General features: G+C 71.9%; 19 protein-coding genes. 11 read left to right on the top strand and 8 right to left on the bottom strand.

All coding sequences use genetic code 11. The features are described 5' to 3' along the window. Window positions 1-66: 66 nt before the first annotated feature. Window positions 67-948, bottom strand: coding sequence for a DUF3558 domain-containing protein (locus tag ACI2LY_RS13605; RefSeq protein ID WP_404707266.1), 882 nt, complete (start codon window positions 946-948; stop codon window positions 67-69). A gap of 122 nt (window positions 949-1,070) precedes the next feature. After that, complete coding sequence (locus ACI2LY_RS13600; protein ID WP_404707265.1) at window positions 1,071-1,913, bottom strand: DUF3558 domain-containing protein; 843 nt, start codon at window positions 1,911-1,913, stop codon at window positions 1,071-1,073. A 275-nt stretch (window positions 1,914-2,188) separates the two neighbouring features. Between ACI2LY_RS13600 and ACI2LY_RS13595 the strand changes: the two genes are divergently transcribed. Continuing rightward, entirely contained in the window at window positions 2,189-3,382 is a 1,194-nt protein-coding gene (locus ACI2LY_RS13595; RefSeq protein WP_404707264.1) for an RtcB family protein, read from the top strand. Between the two features lie 6 nt (window positions 3,383-3,388). Here the strand turns inward: ACI2LY_RS13595 and ACI2LY_RS13590 are convergent, their stop codons facing one another. Both ACI2LY_RS13590 and ACI2LY_RS13585 read right to left on the bottom strand, forming a co-directional pair. After that, window positions 3,389-4,165, bottom strand: coding sequence for an SDR family NAD(P)-dependent oxidoreductase (locus ACI2LY_RS13590; protein WP_404707263.1), 777 nt, complete (start codon window positions 4,163-4,165; stop codon window positions 3,389-3,391). A 51-nt stretch (window positions 4,166-4,216) separates the two neighbouring features. Then, window positions 4,217-4,555: a YnfA family protein gene (locus ACI2LY_RS13585; RefSeq protein WP_404707262.1), complete on the bottom strand. Its 339-nt coding sequence runs from the start codon at window positions 4,553-4,555 to the stop codon at window positions 4,217-4,219. A gap of 109 nt (window positions 4,556-4,664) precedes the next feature. Here ACI2LY_RS13585 and ACI2LY_RS13580 point away from each other — a divergent pair, with 109 nt between their 5' ends. The 4 genes from ACI2LY_RS13580 to ACI2LY_RS13565 all read left to right on the top strand — a co-directional run bounded on the left by ACI2LY_RS13580 (window position 4,665) and on the right by ACI2LY_RS13565 (window position 7,910). Then, the gene (locus ACI2LY_RS13580; protein WP_404707261.1) at window positions 4,665-5,138 is read left to right on the top strand and encodes a hypothetical protein; all 474 of its coding nucleotides are present in this window, start codon (window positions 4,665-4,667) and stop codon (window positions 5,136-5,138) included. Window positions 5,139-5,164: 26 nt separating this feature from the next. After that, complete coding sequence (locus ACI2LY_RS13575; protein WP_404707260.1) at window positions 5,165-5,659, top strand: MarR family winged helix-turn-helix transcriptional regulator; 495 nt, start codon at window positions 5,165-5,167, stop codon at window positions 5,657-5,659. A 119-nt stretch (window positions 5,660-5,778) separates the two neighbouring features. Then, complete coding sequence (locus ACI2LY_RS13570; protein ID WP_404707335.1) at window positions 5,779-6,483, top strand: response regulator transcription factor; 705 nt, start codon at window positions 5,779-5,781, stop codon at window positions 6,481-6,483. Beyond that, complete coding sequence (locus ACI2LY_RS13565) at window positions 6,483-7,910, top strand: ATP-binding protein (protein WP_404707259.1); 1,428 nt, start codon at window positions 6,483-6,485, stop codon at window positions 7,908-7,910. Before ACI2LY_RS13570 ends, ACI2LY_RS13565 begins: the two co-directional genes overlap by 1 nt. On the opposite strand, the gene ACI2LY_RS13560 is transcribed toward ACI2LY_RS13565, so the two are convergent. Both ACI2LY_RS13560 and ACI2LY_RS13555 read right to left on the bottom strand, forming a co-directional pair. Continuing rightward, window positions 7,907-8,203 carry a hypothetical protein gene (locus tag ACI2LY_RS13560; RefSeq protein WP_388997188.1) on the bottom strand — a complete coding sequence of 99 codons (297 nt, stop codon included), beginning with the start codon at window positions 8,201-8,203 and terminating at the stop codon, window positions 7,907-7,909. The genes ACI2LY_RS13565 and ACI2LY_RS13560 overlap by 4 nt on opposite strands. Window positions 8,204-8,401: 198 nt before the next feature. Further along, on the bottom strand, window positions 8,402-8,884 hold the full coding sequence (locus ACI2LY_RS13555; protein ID WP_393914718.1) for a hypothetical protein: 483 nt from the start codon (window positions 8,882-8,884) through the stop codon (window positions 8,402-8,404). Between the two features lie 176 nt (window positions 8,885-9,060). Between ACI2LY_RS13555 and ACI2LY_RS13550 the strand changes: the two genes are divergently transcribed. Further along, window positions 9,061-10,329, top strand: coding sequence for a hypothetical protein (locus ACI2LY_RS13550; protein WP_404707258.1), 1,269 nt, complete (start codon window positions 9,061-9,063; stop codon window positions 10,327-10,329). A 9-nt stretch (window positions 10,330-10,338) separates the two neighbouring features. On the opposite strand, the gene ACI2LY_RS13545 is transcribed toward ACI2LY_RS13550, so the two are convergent. Beyond that, window positions 10,339-10,491, bottom strand: a complete 153-nt coding sequence (locus ACI2LY_RS13545; RefSeq protein ID WP_404707257.1) for a hypothetical protein — start codon at window positions 10,489-10,491, stop codon at window positions 10,339-10,341. 106 nt (window positions 10,492-10,597) lie between these two features. After that, entirely contained in the window at window positions 10,598-11,284 is a 687-nt protein-coding gene (locus ACI2LY_RS13540) for a hypothetical protein (RefSeq protein WP_404707256.1), read from the bottom strand. A 361-nt stretch (window positions 11,285-11,645) separates the two neighbouring features. Between ACI2LY_RS13540 and hemL the strand changes: the two genes are divergently transcribed. From hemL to ACI2LY_RS13515, 5 genes are all read left to right on the top strand, one after another. Then, window positions 11,646-12,962, top strand: coding sequence for a glutamate-1-semialdehyde 2,1-aminomutase (gene hemL / locus ACI2LY_RS13535; protein WP_404707255.1), 1,317 nt, complete (start codon window positions 11,646-11,648; stop codon window positions 12,960-12,962). A 50-nt stretch (window positions 12,963-13,012) separates the two neighbouring features. Next, complete coding sequence (locus tag ACI2LY_RS13530; RefSeq protein WP_404707334.1) at window positions 13,013-13,669, top strand: histidine phosphatase family protein; 657 nt, start codon at window positions 13,013-13,015, stop codon at window positions 13,667-13,669. Between the two features lie 194 nt (window positions 13,670-13,863). Next, window positions 13,864-15,171: a hypothetical protein gene (locus ACI2LY_RS13525; protein WP_404707254.1), complete on the top strand. Its 1,308-nt coding sequence runs from the start codon at window positions 13,864-13,866 to the stop codon at window positions 15,169-15,171. Between the two features lie 103 nt (window positions 15,172-15,274). Next, entirely contained in the window at window positions 15,275-15,865 is a 591-nt protein-coding gene (locus tag ACI2LY_RS13520; protein ID WP_404707253.1) for a TlpA family protein disulfide reductase, read from the top strand. Between the two features lies 1 nt (window position 15,866). Beyond that, the gene (locus ACI2LY_RS13515; protein WP_404707252.1) at window positions 15,867-16,640 is read left to right on the top strand and encodes a cytochrome c biogenesis CcdA family protein; all 774 of its coding nucleotides are present in this window, start codon (window positions 15,867-15,869) and stop codon (window positions 16,638-16,640) included. Window position 16,641: the final 1 nt, after the last annotated feature.

The following is a 16,641-nucleotide window of genomic DNA, read 5'->3' as shown; positions in this document are numbered from 1 at the left end:
CTCCCCTCCCTTGCGTGTTGTTGCGCGCAACAGAGTGGCACAGGTGTGCGCCGAACGTGGTGTCGGTCAGCCCTTCTTGGGGGCGGAACTCGACGCCGAGCCCTTGGGAGCAGGGGACTTGGAGGCGCCCTTCGAGGCGGAAGCGGACGGCGAGGACGGCGAAGTGCCCTCCGTCTTGCGGCCGTTGGCACCGGCCACGGCCGTGACGGCCTCCTTGGCGGCCTTCTTCGCCTTCGTGTCGAGGTCGGCCGCGTCCGGGGTCTTCTCGCCCGCGAGACCGGCGCCGTTGTAGTCGAGGGTGATCACGACGTTCTCGACGCGCGCGACCACCGTCTCCTGCTTGAAGGCGCCTTCCTTCTTCTTCAGGTCGTAGCGCACCGCGGTGGCCTCGTCGCCGGTGCCGCCGAGCGCCTCCGTCTTGACGTTCTTCGCGTCCGCGGCGCCCTTGGCGTCGCCGACCTGGCGCGTGTAGTACGCGTGCGCCTGGTCGTTGCCGCTGCCGCGGGAGGTGTCGGAGTCGAAGCGCAGCAGGGAGACGTTCAGCCAGCGGAACTGGGAGCCCTTGACGCCGTTGTTGTCCAGGCTGGTCCAGGAGCAGGAGGCACGGTTGGCCGGGTCGTCGCTGGAGCCCTTCTTGCCGTCCGTGTCCGCCTCCGGCACCAGGTCGCCCAGCGTCTTCTTCCCCAGCACCCCGCACGCCTCGGGCAGCTTGCGGAACACCGACGCCTGCACGGTCGGGGAGGCGCTCGCCGAGGGCTGCTCGGAGCCGCTGCCCGTGGACGGCTTGGCGGAGGCGCCCGCCTTGCCCGGGGCGTCTCCGGAGTCCGAGGAACAGGCCGCGGTGATCAGTACCGCGGGAACGGCTGCCGCGCACACCAGGGCACGGCTCAGACGCGTGGCACGCGGTCCACGCTGGGCACGGTCGTCTCGCTGGGCTGCTCGCTGCATGGTTCCTTCACTCGTGACGCTCGGTGTTCATGCGGGTCCGGGGCCACCGTACGCGGTACGCGCGGCACGCGGTCGCCGGTCGAGCGCCTCCGGGGAGGGGGCCGGGGGCGGGCGAGGGGGCGTCAGCCGTCCAGCTTGTCGGCCAGTTGAGAGGCCAGATCGCGGGCCCTGTCCTGCAATTCCTTGCTGTCCGGGACCGCGCCGACGGCCATCGGCTGCTCCTCGTAGTCGATGGTGACGACGACGTTGGACGTGCGGAACACCACAGTCACCGTGCGGGCCTCGGCGGTCGAACCGGAGGAGCCGAGCTGGTCGTCCAGGTACGCCTCGTCACCGAGGTCGGGCAGTACGCGGGGCTGCAGGTCGGTGGGCGCGGCGCTGCCGGAACCGCCCGCCGCCGGGTCGGTGGAGGCGTCGGCGGAGGGGCTGCCCGAGGGGTCGGCGGACGGGGAGGGGCTGCCGCTCGGGCTGGTGCTGGCACTGGTGCTGGGGGAGGCGGACGTGGAGGGCGAGGGCAGCGGCAGGTCGGCGGCCTTCGCCATGCCCTGGAACAGCTTCTGCGCCTGCGCGTCGTCGCTGACCGCGTTGTCGTACGACACCACGCGCTCGAAGTCGACCGCGAGGCGGTCGGTGGCCAGGGTGGAATCGACCTTCCAACGGCAGCCCACCTTGCGGTCGGTGTCGTAGGTCAGCGCGGGCACGCCCCGGTACGCCTTGTCGCGCTGGTCGGGGTCGGTGAGCTGCTGGATGCCGGGGAGCATGGTGCCGAGGGTGTCGTCGCCGATGGCGCCGCAGGGCTCGGGCAGGGTGCGGTAGCGGCCGGGCTGGGCGGCGGGCGCGGTCGTGGCGGAGTCGCCGGGGTTGGCGTCGTCGGTGGGCGTGCCGCCGTCGGAGCCCGAGCTGCAGCCTGCCAGCAGGGCCGCGAGGAGGGCGGCGGTGCCGGTGATGTACGCCTTCCGCTGCACGGTCGGGCTCCTTAGGACGGTGTGCGACAGGACGGTGTGCGACCCGACGGCGGTGCCCGGTCGATGCTCCAGTGTCCCCGCTGGTTAATCGCTTGCCGCGGCGGGGCGCCTGCTGGACACAATGTGTATCGCACGCACCGCCGTGGCCGCCGGTTCGCTGTCCCATTTCACCGGCCCTGGCGCTGCTTTTGCGTTCTGCCGGTCCGGGTGGCTTCCGTGAGCAATGACCCTTGTCCGGCCTATCAGTTGTCATGCCGTCTTTGGGGGGAATCGAGATGTCGTACGTGGAGATACCGGGCGCCCGCGTCCCGGTGCGGATGTGGGCCGACCCGGCCACGGTCGAGGAGGGCGCGCTGCGCCAGCTCCAGAACGTGGCCACCCTGCCCTGGATCGAGGGCCTCGCCGTGATGCCGGACGTGCACTACGGCAAGGGCGCCACGGTCGGCTCCGTCATCGCCATGCGCGACGCGGTCTGCCCGGCGGCGGTCGGTGTCGACATCGGCTGCGGGATGTCCGCGGTCAAGACCTCCCTGACGGCCAACGACCTCCCCGGCGACCTCTCCCGCCTGCGCTCCCGCATCGAGCAGGCGATCCCGGTGGGCCGCGGCATGCACACCGACGCCCTCGACCCCGCCCGCTTCCACGCCCTCCCGACCTCCGGCTGGGACACCTTCTGGTCCCGCTTCGACTCGGTCGCCCAACCGGTCCGCTTCCGCCGGGACCGGGCGGCGCTCCAGATGGGAACACTGGGCGGCGGCAATCACTACGTGGAGATGCTGCTCGACACCGACGGCACGGTCTGGCTCACCCTGCACTCCGGTTCCCGGAACATCGGCAAGGAACTGGCCGAGCACCACATCGGCGTCGCGCAGAAGCTCCCGCACAACCAGGGCCTGGTCGACCGCGACCTCGCCGTCTTCGTCGCGGACACCCCGCAGATGGCGGCCTACCGCAACGACCTGTTCTGGGCGCAGGAGTACGCCAAGTACAACCGCACCCTGATGATGGCGCTCCTCAAGGACGTCGTCCGCAAGGAGTTCAAGAAGGCGCGGCCGGTCTTCGAGCCGGAGATCTCCTGCCACCACAACTACGTGGCGGAGGAGCGGTACGACGGCAAGGACCTGCTGGTCACCCGTAAGGGAGCGATCCGCGCGGGCGCCGGCGAGTACGGCATCATCCCCGGCTCGATGGGGACGAGTTCGTACATCGTGAAGGGGCTCGGCAACAGCGCCGCCTTCAACTCCGCCTCGCACGGCGCCGGTCGGCGGATGAGCCGGGGCGCGGCCAAGCGCCGGTTCAGCACCCGGGACCTGGAGGAGCAGACCCGGGGTGTGGAGTGCCGCAAGGACTCCGGGGTGGTGGACGAGATCCCCGGCGCCTACAAGAACATCGACCAGGTGATGGAGCAGCAGCGCGACCTGGTCGAAGTGGTCGCCAAGCTCAAGCAGTTCGTCTGTGTGAAGGGCTGAGGCGCCTCACAGTTCCCGGTGGACCTTGGTGTTGCTGGCCTGGGCTCGGGGGCGGAGGACCATGAGGTCGATGTTGACGTGGGCGGGGCGGGTGACCGCCCAGGTGATGGAGTCCGCCACGTCTTCGGCCGTCAGGGGGGCCGCCACGCCCTCGTAGACCTTGGCCGCCTTGGCGGTGTCGCCGTCGAAGCGGGTGAGGGCGAACTCCTCGGTCTTGACCATGCCGGGGGCGATCTCCAGGACCCGGACCGGCTTGCCGACGATCTCCAGGCGGAGGGTCTCGGCGAGGACGTGCTCGGCGTGCTTGGCGGCGACGTAGCCCGCGCCGCCCTCGTAGGTGGAGAGCCCGGCGGTGGAGGAGACGACGACCACCGTGCCGTCGCCGCTGGCCTCCAGCTTGGGCAGCAGGGCCTGGGTGAGGTTGAGGGTGCCGAGGACGTTCGTCTCGTACATCGTGCGCCAGTGCTCCGGGTCGGCGGTGGCCACCGGGTCCGCGCCGAGCGCGCCGCCCGCGTTGTTGACCAGGACACCGATGGTGCGGAAGGCACCCGCGAACTCGTCCACCGCCGCCCGGTCCGTGACGTCCAGCGGGTAGGCGGTCGCCGAGTGGCCCGCCTCGGTCAGCTCCTTCGCCAGCGCCTCGATACGGTCCGCCCGGCGCGCGGTCAGCACCACCCGGTACCCGGCCTCGGCCAGCTGCCGTGCGGTGGCCGCGCCGATACCGCTGCTCGCGCCCGTGACGACGGCGATACGGGACGCGGCGGAGGGGGCGGCGCTGGGCATGGGCTGCTCCTGGGAGAGGGATCGAGGACTCGCGTCCAGCCTAGGCGAGGCTCAGCCGCCGTTCCTCGGGGCCCACATGATCACGGCCATGCCGGCCAGGCAGATCAGGGCGCCGGTGAGGTCGTAGCGGTCGGGGCGGTAGCCGTCGGCGACCACGCCCCACAGGATCGACCCGGCGACGAAGATGCCGCCGTACGCGGCGAGGATGCGGCCGAAGTGGGCGTCCGGCTGGAAGGTGGCGACAAACCCGTACGCGCCCAGCGCCAGCACCCCGCCGGTCATCCACAGCCAGCCCCGGTGCTCGCGCACGCCCTGCCAGACCAGCCAGGCGCCGCCGATCTCGAAGAGGGCGGCGACGACGAACAGGGCGGCGGAGCGCAGGATCAGCATGGCGGAAGCCTGGCACGCGCCCCGTTCACCTGTTGGAGGGCGCCTGTGACCCCGCTCGCGTGGCATACATCGGGTGGGCGGAACGGTGACGGGAACGGGAGTGGTCGGCGTGCGCGTACGAACGAGGGCATGGCTGCTGCTGGTCGGCTGCGCGGGCGGAGTCCTGTGGGCCGGGGGCCCGGCCCAGGCGGCCCCGGCTCCCCGCGCCGACCTCGCCTTCCACGGCCACGCCGTGATCGACGGCGACCGGATGGAGGTCCGGCTCACCCCGCGCGACCACGGCCCGGCCGCCGTGCCGGAGGCGAGTGTGCGGGTGCGGTGGTCGGTGGGCCCCGCCGGGGCGGTGACCCTGTCGCCGGGGTGCGCGCGGACCGGGGAGCGGACGGTGGTCTGCGGTACCGGCGCGCTCGTCGCGGGCCAGGCGGGGGAGGAGATCCGGCTGGGGGTCCGGCTGCGGGTGCCCGCGCCGGAGGTGACCCTGGAGGTGGAGACCGCGTGGAACGGCGGGGTCACCGACCCCGACCGCACCAACGACCGGCTGCGGGTGCTGGTCCTGCCCACCGGCGACGCGTACTCGTTCTGACCCGCGGACACGAGGAGGTGGACGGCATGGCCGGGAACGACGGCGCGCGGGAACGGCTGCTGGCGGAGCTGGACGCGGTGTCCCGCCGCTACATCGCCTCGTACGCCCTGTTCACCCAGGCCGTCGCCGACCGCATCGGGCTGCACCCCACCGACCTCCAGTGCCTGAACCTGCTCACGCTGGAGCCCGAGCCGGTCACCACCGGCCATGTCGCCGCGCTGACCGGGCTCACCACCGGCTCCGCGACCCGGCTGGTGGACCGGCTCGAGCGGGCCGGGTACGTCGTACGGCACCGGGACGCGGGCGACCGGCGCCGGGTGCTGGTCGTCCCCGTGCCGGAGCGGATCGCGGAGTTCCGGCACGCCTGGGAGGAGCTGTCCGGGGACTGGTCGCGCATCTTCGACGAGCTGGACGACACCGAACTCGCCGTGATCATCGGGCACATGCAGCGCACGGTGGAGTTCACCGGGGAGCGGATCGCCCGGCTGAGGGCGGCCCGGAACACCGAAGGCGAGGTGTGAGCCGGGTAAAAAGGGCGCCCCCGGAACCCCGGCCCCGGCCGGAGCGCCGCCGCCCTTGGCAGACTGGGGGCGTGCCCCAGACCGTGCCCCACACCACGCCCCCCGTCACGCCCCCCACCGTGCTCCTCGCCGAGGACGACCGCGCCATCCGCCACGCCCTGGAGCGGGCCCTGACCCTGGAGGGCTACGCGGTGACGGCGGTCGCCGACGGCGTCGAGGCGCTGGCGCAGGCCCACCGCACCCCGCCGGACGTGCTGCTGCTGGACGTGATGATGCCCGGCATCGACGGCCTCCAGGTCTGCCGGGTGCTGCGCGCCGAGGGCGACCGCACCCCGATCCTGATGCTCACCGCGCTGGTGGAGACCGCCGACCGCATCGCGGGCCTGGACGCGGGCGCCGACGACTACGTGGTCAAGCCCTTCGACGTCGAGGAGGTCTTCGCCCGGCTGCGCGCCCTGCTGCGCCGGACCTCCCCGGCGCCCGCGAGCGAGCCCGGCCCGGCCCGCGACCCGCAGTCCTCCGACCGGAGGATCGAGGGCGCGGGCCTCCGCATGGACCTCCAGGCCCGCCGGGCCTGGCGCGCCGACCGCGAACTGGAGCTGACCCGCACCGAGTTCGAGCTGCTGGAGCTGCTGGTGCGCAACGCGGGCATCGTGCTCGACCACGCCACCATCTACGACCGCATCTGGGGCTACGACTTCGGCCCCGGCTCCAAGAACCTCGCCGTCTACGTCGGCTATCTGCGCCGCAAGCTGGACGCGCCCGGCGCCCCGCAGCTCATCCACACCGTGCGCGGTGTGGGGTACGTGCTGCGGGAGGAGTAGTGGGCCGTACCTGGCGCCTGCCGGGCGGGTCCCGCACCGGGCTGCGCTCGCTGCGCACCACGTTCGCGGTGTCGTTCGCGGCCGTCACCGCCGCCGTCACCATCCTGGTCGGCATCCTGTCGTACGGCTCGGCCGCGCGGCTGGTCCGGGTCGATCAGCAGTCGGTGTTCACGCAGGTGGTGGGGGATGTGCGGGCCGAGGTGCGGCAGCATCCGATGACCCCGGACGACTTCTCCGCCGCCCGGCCCGGCCATGACCTGGTGCGGCCCGCCCGTACCGATGTGCAGGTGCTCGGGCCGGGCGGCGAGGTCGTGGACCACGGCTCGCCCGGCCTGCCCGTCACCGCCCTCGACCGGGAGGTGGCCGGGGCGCGGAGCGCGGGGCGGCTGGCCGAGCACAAGGACGTACGGGTCGGGGAGGACCTGTTCCGGGTCGCCACCGTCTCGCTGGGCCGGGGCGCGGGCGCGGTGCAGGTGGCGCAGGAGTTCAGCGACACCGAGGACCTGCTGCGCGCCCTCCAGCAGCGCACGCTGATCCTGATGGCGGCCGTGGTGGTGGGCGCCGGGCTGTTCGGCTGGTGGCTGGCCCGCCGGATCACCCGGCGCCTGGTGCTGCTGACCTCCGCCGCCGAGGGCGTGGCCCGCACCCGCCGCCTGGGCATCCAGGTGCCGGTGACCGGGCCGGACGAGGTGGGGCGCCTCGGCCGCGCCTTCGACCGGATGCTGGGCAGGCTCGCCCAGTCCGAGGAGGACCAGCGGCGGCTGGTGCAGGACGCGGGGCACGAGCTGCGCACCCCGCTGACCTCGCTGCGGACGAACATCTCGCTGCTGCGCCGGATCGACGAGCTGCCGCCGGAGACGCGGGAGGACCTGGTGGCGGACCTCACGCTGGAGGCGCGGGAGCTGACCGACCTGGTCAACGAGCTGGTGGACCTGGCCGCCGGGCAGTCCGACTCGGAGCCGCCGCAGCGGGTGGACCTCGCCGACATCGCGGAGGACGTGGTGGGGCTGGCGGGGCGCCGTACCGGCCGGGAGATCGTGCTCGCGGTGAGTGGGGACACGTACGCGGAGGGGCGGCCGGGGCTGCTCCAGCGGGCGCTGTCGAACCTGGTGGAGAACGCGGCCAAGTTCGACCGGGAGGGGACGGAGCCCATCGAGGTCAAGGTGGCCGGGGCGGCGGCGGGCACGGTCCGGGTGGAGGTGCTGGACCGGGGGCCCGGTATCGCCGAGGGCGACCTGCTGCGCGTCTTCGACCGCTTCTACCGGGCCGCCGACGCCCGCTCCCAGCCCGGCTCGGGGCTGGGGCTGTCCATCGTCCGGGAGATCGCCATGGCCCACGGCGGCGCCCCCTTCGCCTACCGCAGGGAGGGCGGGGGCGCGGTGATCGGGTTCACGGTGGGCGGGCGAGTGGCGGGCGACGCGGACTAGGGAGTGTCCTCGGGGCCCCGGCGGGCCGCCGAGAGGGTCCAGGCCAGGTTGCCGACCGCCGCTCCGGCCGCCACCACGGCGACGATCACCCCGCCGGTGGTCAGGCCGTCGCTGAACAGATGCGGGCGCTGGTCGAGGGTGTGCAGTCCGAAGCCGCACAGTTCGTAGACCCCGACGGCCGCGATGGCGAGGCTGACGAAGAGCAGGGTCAGCGTGGGTTTGAGGTCGCGCACATCGACGACCGGCGTCGGCGCGGTCCCCGCCGGTTCGGTCTCGGATCGTGTCTGGTGCATGTCTCCCCGATGAACTGGCTTGTGGCTGGGGGCGGTTGAAAACCTACGATACGTAGGGTCGGCCCGGTTCGGGCGTGGTTGCCGTGTGGTCGCTCCCTGGATGTGGACAACGACGGCCGGCCGCTCCGGGCGACGGCTCTGGCGTCCGGACTGGCGAGCGAGGCCGCGCGGGCGGCCCCCTCCATCATGGCCGACGGGTCAGTGCCGGAGCGCCGTTCCCACGTCGGCCCGTATGTCGCCGGTCAGCTTCCGGTGGCTGCGGGCGGTGGCCCGGCCGGTGGCGCCGGCCGCCACGTCGTCGACGTTCACGACCACGGTGTCCTGCAGATCGCCCTTGGCGTCACGGAAGTTGACCTGGACGACGAAGGACTTGCCGTCGCCGGTGGTGTTCTTCGCGGACACCTCGGTCGTGGGTACGCCGTCCTTGCCGGTGGTGACCTTTCCCACCGAAACGTCCTTCTTGGCGTTCACCCCGCCCTTGACCTGGTCCAGCTTCCGCTTGGCCTCCGCCGTGGCCGAGGCCACCGTGCCGGAGGCGCGCGAGGCGAGGGAGGAGGCGGCCGAGGCGGCCTTGCTGGCCTGGCCGGAGGGGCTGGAGCCGTCCGAGCAGCCGGTCACCGCGATCCCGAGCGCCACCACCAGGGCCGTACCCGCCGCCCGCCGTGTCCCGCACCCAGCCATGCCAGCCTCCTGAATTCGGCTCCGCTGCGCACCAGTGAAGGCGGGGGCAGCCGTGTCCGCACGCCGGATGCGGCAGGCGTGGGAGGCGGACACCTGAACGGCCCACCGTCGCTCGCGGGCGCGCCGGGCACGGGATGTGCTGCCTCTACGGAATGCGAGGCGAAGGGCGGACCGGCATGACGGAGCGGGAGCCGGGCGACGAGCTGGCCCGACTGCGGGAGCGGGTCGACGCCCTGGAGGGCCGCCCGGCGCCCGTACGGCACCGGGCGCGCTCGGCGGGCGCCTTCGTGCTGATCGTCCTCGGGTGTCTGCTCGCCCCGCTCGCCCTGGTCGCCGCCTGGACGGCCGACCTGGCGGACGACACCGACCGCTACGTCGCCACCGTCGCGCCCCTCGCCCGCGACCCGGCCGTCCAGGACGCCGCCGCCGACCGGATCACCGGCGCGCTGATGCACTACCTCGACCTGTCCCACCTGCTGGAAGAGGCGGCCCCCGCCGACCGCCCCAAGCTGGAGAAGGCCCTCGGCGCCCTCGGAAGCTCACTCGACGACGCGGTGTCCGGCTTCGTACGGGACAAGACGCGTGAGGTCGTCGCCTCCGAGACCTTCGCCCGCTTCTGGACGGATGCCAACCGGCGGCTCCACACCACGGTGGACAAGGCGCTGACCGGCAGCGGTGGGGGAGCGGTGCGGATCGAGGGCGACGCGGTGACCGTCGACCTGGCCCCCGTCATCGAACAGGTCAAGTCCCGGCTGGTGGACGCCGGTCTCAAGCCCGCGGCGAAGATCCCGGACGTGCACACCGACTTCACGGTCCTGCGCACGGAGAAGGTCGCCGACCTCCAGACCTGGTTCCGGCTGCTCCAACTGGCGGGCGTCTGGCTGCCGGTCATCGCCGCCCTGCTCCTCGCGGCCGGTGTCCTGCTCGCCGTACACCGCCGCCGCGCCCTGGTCACGGCGGCCCTCGGCTTCGCCGTCACCGCCCTGCTCCTGGGCGTGGGCCTGACCGTCTTCCGCGCGTTCTACCTGGACGCCCTCCCCGCCGGCGTCTCCCAGCCCGCCGCGGGCGCGATCTACGACACCCTGACCCGCTTCCTGCGCACGGCGGTACGCGCTGTCGTGGCCCTCGGCGTGATCCTCGCCCTGTCGGCGTGGCTCAGCGGCCCCGGCCGCCGCGCCCGCGCGGTCCGCGGCGTCTGGCACGCGGGCATCACCGCGGCCCGCACCCAGACCGACCGCCTCGGCCTCCGCACCGGCCCGGTGGGCCCCTTCCTCCGCCGCCACCGGCCCTGGATCGGCTGGCTACTGGTGGCGGGCGCGGCAGCGGCCTTCATCCTCTGGCCGCACCCAACGGGCTGGGTCGTCCTCGGCCTTGCCTTGGCCCTGCTGTTCGCGCTGGCGGTGGTGGACTTCCTGGCAGCGGAGGGAGCGGAAGGGGCCCGCTGAGGCAGAACCTCAGCTCACACTCATCCCCCGCTCCGGCCAACTCCCGCGCTCCGCGTGAAGCGCGTTGATCTTCCGGCTCGCCTTGAGGAAGGAGTAGTCCGCACTGCCGTCGAGGGGCTCGCTGGAACGCGTGGCGGTGTCCACGGAGAGGGTGCGGCGCATTTCCGCCGGATCATCCCCGAAGACGTACCGAACAGACCCCGACCCCTCGAACTCTTTCCTGAAGTACACGATCGCTGCCATTACACCCGCCCCGAAATGCCCCGGCCTACGGCCACACCAAGCAATAAGGCTGATGCCCCGCCTCGTGCAAGCGGTGGCTGAAGTCCTGCCACTCGTGGAGGAGTTGGTAGACGTTGAAGGCGTCGCGGGGGCCGCCGCGGTCGGGGACCGTGGACCAGATGAAGGCTGCCGCGCCGACCGCTTCCTCGCCGATGTCGCGGAGGGGGTCGACCACGGTCATGGGGAGCTTGACGACCGCGTAGTCGGGGTGCAGGACGACCAGTTCGAGCGGCGGCACCTTGTGCAGGGGTACGCCCTCGATGCCGGTCAGCACCATCGCGGCCATCGTCTCCGGCTTGATCTTGGTGAACATGCCGTTCATGCCCAGCTCGTCGCCGCCGAGTTCCTCGGGACGCATCGAGATGGGGACGCGGGCCGCGGTCGCGCCGTCCGGCGCACCGAAGTATTTGTACGTCACCCCCACCCGACCACCATTTCTGCTCTCCGCCCCGAGGCGGGCGGCCTTGCCGTCGGACGAAAGGTCCGGACCGGGGTCCGGGAAGTCCAGCCGCCGGTCGGCCCGCTCGGGCTCACTCGACGGACCCTGTGCCGGACGCGCGTCGGCCGGACGTGTTTCGGTCGCTTCCTCCGCTTCGCGCCGGTGCCTTCCCCGCCGGGCTCGCCGAGGACCCAGGTCATCAGTCCCCTCGCCCAGTCCGCCACCGCGATGCATATCTCCACCCGAGTGCTTTTCTAGGACGCGTGGCCCCCGCCGCGCAACCCGATCATCGTGTCAGTGACCTCCCCCACGGCCGCTCGCCGAAACGTGCGGTGAAACCGAAGTCCGCGGGATCTTCCCGGTCTCTGATCAGTACGTGCCGTATGAGGTGTGTGTATCAGGTGTCAGTCTCGCAGATGGTGAAAGACCGGCCAGGAAGGTCGGCCGGATCGGGCCCACAAGGGCGACACAACGGCGACACAAGGGCGAGCAACCGCTGCCCGGACGGGCCACGGCGCCGCCGCCGAGCGGCTCCGCCTACCCTGAGGGAGTCACCCGCCCACCGGAGTCCGAGAAGTCGGAGAAGCCGCACGTCATGAGCGAAACGCCCTACCCCTACGACGCGCCCGCCTCGCAGGCGCTCTTCGACCGCGCCTCCGTCGTCACCCCGGGCGGCGTGAACTCCCCGGTGCGCGCCTTCCGCGCCGTCGGCGGCACGCCCCGGTTCATGGTCTCGGGCAGCGGGCCGTACCTGACCGACGCCGACGGGCGCGAGTACGTCGACCTGGTGTGCTCCTGGGGTCCGATGATCCTGGGCCACTCGCACCCCGAGGTCATCGCCGCCGTGCAGGAGGCGGTCGCGCGGGGCACGTCCTTCGGTACGCCCGGTGAGGGCGAGGTCGCGCTCGCCGAGGAGATCGTCGCCCGCGTCGAGCCCGTCGAGCAGGTCCGGCTGGTCAGCAGCGGCACCGAGGCCACCATGTCGGCGATCCGGCTGGCCCGCGGCTTCACCCGCCGCGCCAAGGTGATCAAGTTCGCCGGCTGCTACCACGGCCATGTCGACTCCCTGCTGGCCGCCGCCGGTTCGGGCCTCGCCACCTTCGCGCTGCCGGACACCCCCGGTGTCACCGGCGCGCAGGCGGGCGACACCATCGTGCTGCCGTACAACGACCTCGAGGCGGTGCAGGAGGCGTTCCACCGGCACCCCGGCGAGATCGCCTGCGTGATCACCGAGGCGTCCCCCGGCAACATGGGCGTCGTCCCGCCGGACCCCGGCTTCAACCAGGGCCTGAAGGACGCCTGCGCCAAGAACGGCGCGCTGTACATCTCCGACGAGGTGATGACCGGCTTCCGCACCTCCCGCGCGGGCTGGTACGGCGTCGACGGCGTCAAGCCCGACCTGATGACCTTCGGCAAGGTGATGGGCGGCGGCTTCCCCGCGGCCGCGTTCGGCGGTCGTGCCGACGTCATGGCGCACCTCGCCCCGGCCGGTCCGGTGTACCAGGCGGGCACCCTCTCCGGTAACCCGGTCGCCACCGCCGCCGGTCTGGCCCAGCTCCGGCTGCTGGACGACGCGGCGTACGACAAGGTCGACGCGGTGTCCGCGCAGATCCAGTCGCTGGTCACCGAGGCGCTCACCAAGGAGGGCGTGGCCCACCGGCTGCAGCACGCCTCCAACATGTTCTCGGTGTTCTTCACCGACCGGCAGGTGCGCACCTACGAGGACGCCAAGCGGCAGGAGTCGTTCCGCTTCACCGCGTTCTTCCACTCGCTGCTGGCGAACGGCGTGTACCTGCCGCCGTCGTCCTTCGAGTCCTGGTTCGTGTCCACGGCCCACGACGAGCGGGCCATCCAGAAGATCGCCGACGCCCTCCCGGCGGCGGCCCGAGCCGCCGCGGAGGCGACCGCGTGACCAACCCGAGCGACAACAAGGCCGACAAGGACGTCACCGTCGTCCACCTGATGCGCCACGGCGAGGTGCACAACCCCGACGGCCTGCTGTACGGGCGGCTGCCCGGCTACCACCTCTCCGAGCTGGGCCGGAAGATGGCCGAGCGGGTCGCCGAGCACCTGGCCCCGCGCGACATCACGTACGCCGTCGCCTCCCCGCTGGAGCGGGCGCAGGAGACGGCCACGCCGATCGCCAAGGCGCACGGGCTCGACCTCGCCACGGACGCGCGGCTCATCGAGGCCGACAACGTCTTCCAGGGCAAGACCTTCGGGGTCGGGGACGGCGCGCTGCGCAACCCGGACAACTGGAAGCACCTGGTCAACCCGTTCAAGCCGTCCTGGGGCGAGCCGTACATCGACCAGGTGGTGCGGATGATGGGCGCGCTGGACGCGGCCAAGGACGCGGCGCGCGGGCACGAGGCGGTGCTGGTGAGCCATCAGCTGCCGATCTGGATCGTGCGCAGCTACGTCGAGCGGCGGCGGCTCTGGCACGACCCGCGCAAGCGGCAGTGCACGCTGGCCTCGCTGACGTCCTTCACCTACCTCGGTGACAAGATCGTCTCCGTCGGCTACAGCGAGCCCGCGATCGATCTGGTCCCGGCGCATCTGCGGGCCGGTGCCAAGCCGCAGAAGGGCGCCGAGGCGCAGGGCAAGGCGTTCGGCGCCTGAAGCAGCCTGAAGCAGCCTGAAGCAGCCTGAAGCAGCCTGAAGCACCTGGATCGGCAAACGGAATCCGCACATTCGGTGTGCTTCGTGTGACTTTGCCGTGTCCGTCGTGAGAGAGCGGCGGATCGAGGAACCTCCCCGTTCGTCACATCATCTGACTGGGTGATACCAGTGGGCGTGACGAATCGGGGAGCTTCATGCAGACCATCACCGGGACCCTCAGCCGGAGGGGCATCATCGGCCTCGGCGCGGGGGCGGCGGCGGCCGGACTCGTCGGCTGCGGCACCTCCGCATCCGTGGGCGGCGGCAAGCATCCGAGTGGTTCCGGCACCAGCGGCAAGCCCTCGCCCAAGGGCAGTACCCCCGCCAAGGCCCGCCCCATCGGTGACGGTTCCACCGCCTTCACCGGCAAGCAGCCCCACCAGCCCGCCCGCCCCGAGCCGCTGGAGCCGGGTCAGACCCCGCCGCAGTTCGTGGTCTTCTCCTGGGACGGCGCCGGTGAGGTCGGCAACGGCCTCTTCCCGCGCTTCCTGGACCTGGCCAAGGAGCACGGCGCGAGCATGACCTTCTTCCTCTCCGGGCTGTATCTGCTGCCCGAGTCGAAGAAGCGCCTCTACGACCCGCCGAACAACCCCCGCGGCGCCTCCGACATCGGCTACCTCACCGACGAGCACGTCAAGGCCACGCTGACCAACGTGCGCCGGGCCTGGCTCGAGGGCCACGAGATCGGCACCCACTTCAACGGCCACTTCTGCGGCGGCTCCGGCACGGTCGGCAACTGGACGCCCGCCCAGTGGCGCAGCGAGATCGAGCAGGCCAAGAAGTTCGTCAAGGAGTGGCGCACCAACACCGGCTGGACCGACCTGCCCGCGCTGCCCTTCGACTACGACAAGGAACTCGTCGGCGGCCGCACCCCCTGTCTGCTCGGCCAGGACAACCTGCTGCCCACCGCCCGCGAGCTGGGCTGGCGCTACGACGCCTCCTCGCCCGGCGGCCGCCAGATGTGGCCGGTCAAGCGCCAGGGCATCTGGGACCTGCCGCTCCAGCAGGTGCCGTTCCCCGGACACTCCTTCGAGGTGCTGTCCATGGACTACAACATGCTGGCCAACCAGTCGGTCAACTCGACCAAGGCCCCCTCCTACAACTATCCGGGCTGGCGCAAGCAGTCGGCGCAGGCGTACATCAGCGGCTTCCAGCGGGCGTACGAGAGCAACCGGGCGCCGTTCTTCATCGGCAACCACTTCGAGGAGTGGAACGGCGGGATCTACATGGACTCCGTCGAGGAGGCGTTCAAGCACATCGCGCGCGAGAAGGAGAAGGGCGCCGATGTGCGGCTGGTCTCCTTCCGGCAGTTCACCGACTGGCTGGACGTGCAGCGGCCCGAGGTGCTGGAGAAGCTGCGCACCCTGGAGGTCGGCCAGCAGCCGGCCGGGGGCTGGAAGACGTTCCTCGCGGACGGGAGCCCCGCTACGGGCGGTAAGAGCGCCAGCCCCGACGCCACGTGACGATATGTCTGTGATGTCCGGTGTAAATGCTCCTTGAAAGGCACATTTCGGCCCGGCAGGGGGGCGGGCGAAACCGCCGGAACCGCCATGCGAAACTTTTCACATGAGTACCCGTAGCCGCGCCGCCCTGCTCGGTGCCGTGGCCGCCGCCGCGGCCCTGACCCTGTCCGCGTGCGGCAGCGGCGGGACCTCCGGCGGTGGCGGCGACACCAACTTCGTCACCGGTGACAACGGCGTGGACACCGCCGACAAGGGCGAGCGTGCCGACGCCCCCGACCTGTCCGGGAAGACCATCGACGGCAAGACCCTCGACGTCGCCGACTACAAGGGCAAGGTCGTCGTCCTCAACGTCTGGGGCTCCTGGTGCGGACCGTGCCGGGAGGAGGCCAAGTACTTCTCCAAGGTCTCCCAGGCGTATGAGGGCAACGGTGTGCAGTTCGTCGGGATCAACACCCGCGACACCAGCACCACCCCGGCCCTCGCCTTCGAGAAGGCCCACGACATCGCGTACCCGAGCCTGTACGACCCGACCGGCAAGCTGATGCTCCGCTTCCCCAAGGGCACGCTCAACCCGCAGCTCATCCCCTCCACGCTGGTCCTGGACCGGAACGGGAAGGTCGCCGCGCGGGCGCTGGAGGCGCTCGACGACACGGCCCTGCTGAAGATGCTCAAGCCGGTCCTGGCGGAGAAGTGACGTGAGCGCCCTGCTGACGCTCGCCGCCGTGACGAGCCGGAACGAGACCGTGCTCAACGGCGCCCTGCTGCTCGCCCTGCCCGTCGCGGTGCTGGGCGGTCTGGTCTCCTTCTTCTCGCCCTGCGTGCTCCCGCTGGTCCCCGGCTACCTCTCCTACGTGACCGGCGTCACCGGCACCGACCTGGCCGACGCCCGGCGGGGCCGGATGACCGCCGGTGCCGCCCTCTTCGTCCTCGGCTTCACCGTGGTGTTCGTCTCCGGCGGCGCCCTGTTCGGGTACTTCGGGCAGACGCTCCAGGGCTACAAGGACGTGCTCACCCATGTCCTCGGCGTCCTGATGATCCTGCTCGGCGTCTTCTTCATGGGCCTGATGCCCTGGCTGACCCAGCGCGAGTTCCGCTTCCACAAGCGCCCCGCCACCGGACTGATCGGCGCGCCCGTGCTCGGCGCCCTCTTCGGGATCGGCTGGACGCCCTGCATCGGCCCCACCCTCGCCTCCGTCGTCGCCCTCTCCTCCCAGCAGGCGAGCGCGGGCCGGGGCGCGATACTGACCGTCGCGTACTGCCTCGGGCTCGGCGTGCCCTTCGTGCTCACCGCGATCGCCTTCCGCAAGGCCCTCGGCGCCTTCGGCTGGGTCAAACGCCACTATGTCTGGGTGATGCGGGCGGGCGGCACGATGATGATCGTGACCGGCGTGCTGCTGCTGACCGGCGCCTGGGACCACCTGGTGCAGGAGATGCAGACCTGGTCCGACGGCTTCTCTGTGGGGATCTGAA

Source organism: Streptomyces sp. NPDC002176 (assembly GCF_044903645.1).
GTDB lineage: Bacteria > Actinomycetota > Actinomycetes > Streptomycetales > Streptomycetaceae > Streptomyces.
The sequence above is the reverse complement of the archived record's forward strand: the minus strand, read 5'-3'. Positions and strand labels throughout refer to the sequence as shown.

What these genes read in the sequence shown, in the direction of transcription:
- ACI2LY_RS13605 (WP_404707266.1), bottom strand. Translation starts at nt 948, where the DNA reads ATGCAGCGAGCAGCCCAGCGAGACGACCGTGCCCAGCGTGGACCGCGT.
- ACI2LY_RS13595 (WP_404707264.1), top strand. Translation starts at nt 2,189, where the DNA reads ATGTCGTACGTGGAGATACCGGGCGCCCGCGTCCCGGTGCGGATGTGG.
- ACI2LY_RS13590 (WP_404707263.1), bottom strand. Translation starts at nt 4,165, where the DNA reads ATGCCCAGCGCCGCCCCCTCCGCCGCGTCCCGTATCGCCGTCGTCACG.
- ACI2LY_RS13585 (WP_404707262.1), bottom strand. Translation starts at nt 4,555, where the DNA reads ATGCTGATCCTGCGCTCCGCCGCCCTGTTCGTCGTCGCCGCCCTCTTC.
- ACI2LY_RS13575 (WP_404707260.1), top strand. Translation starts at nt 5,165, where the DNA reads ATGGCCGGGAACGACGGCGCGCGGGAACGGCTGCTGGCGGAGCTGGAC.
- ACI2LY_RS13560 (WP_388997188.1), bottom strand. Translation starts at nt 8,203, where the DNA reads ATGCACCAGACACGATCCGAGACCGAACCGGCGGGGACCGCGCCGACG.
- ACI2LY_RS13555 (WP_393914718.1), bottom strand. Translation starts at nt 8,884, where the DNA reads ATGGCTGGGTGCGGGACACGGCGGGCGGCGGGTACGGCCCTGGTGGTG.
- ACI2LY_RS13550 (WP_404707258.1), top strand. Translation starts at nt 9,061, where the DNA reads ATGACGGAGCGGGAGCCGGGCGACGAGCTGGCCCGACTGCGGGAGCGG.
- ACI2LY_RS13545 (WP_404707257.1), bottom strand. Translation starts at nt 10,491, where the DNA reads ATGCGCCGCACCCTCTCCGTGGACACCGCCACGCGTTCCAGCGAGCCC.
- ACI2LY_RS13540 (WP_404707256.1), bottom strand. Translation starts at nt 11,284, where the DNA reads ATGCATCGCGGTGGCGGACTGGGCGAGGGGACTGATGACCTGGGTCCT.
- hemL (WP_404707255.1), top strand. Translation starts at nt 11,646, where the DNA reads ATGAGCGAAACGCCCTACCCCTACGACGCGCCCGCCTCGCAGGCGCTC.
- ACI2LY_RS13530 (WP_404707334.1), top strand. Translation starts at nt 13,013, where the DNA reads ATGCGCCACGGCGAGGTGCACAACCCCGACGGCCTGCTGTACGGGCGG.
- ACI2LY_RS13525 (WP_404707254.1), top strand. Translation starts at nt 13,864, where the DNA reads ATGCAGACCATCACCGGGACCCTCAGCCGGAGGGGCATCATCGGCCTC.
- ACI2LY_RS13520 (WP_404707253.1), top strand. Translation starts at nt 15,275, where the DNA reads ATGAGTACCCGTAGCCGCGCCGCCCTGCTCGGTGCCGTGGCCGCCGCC.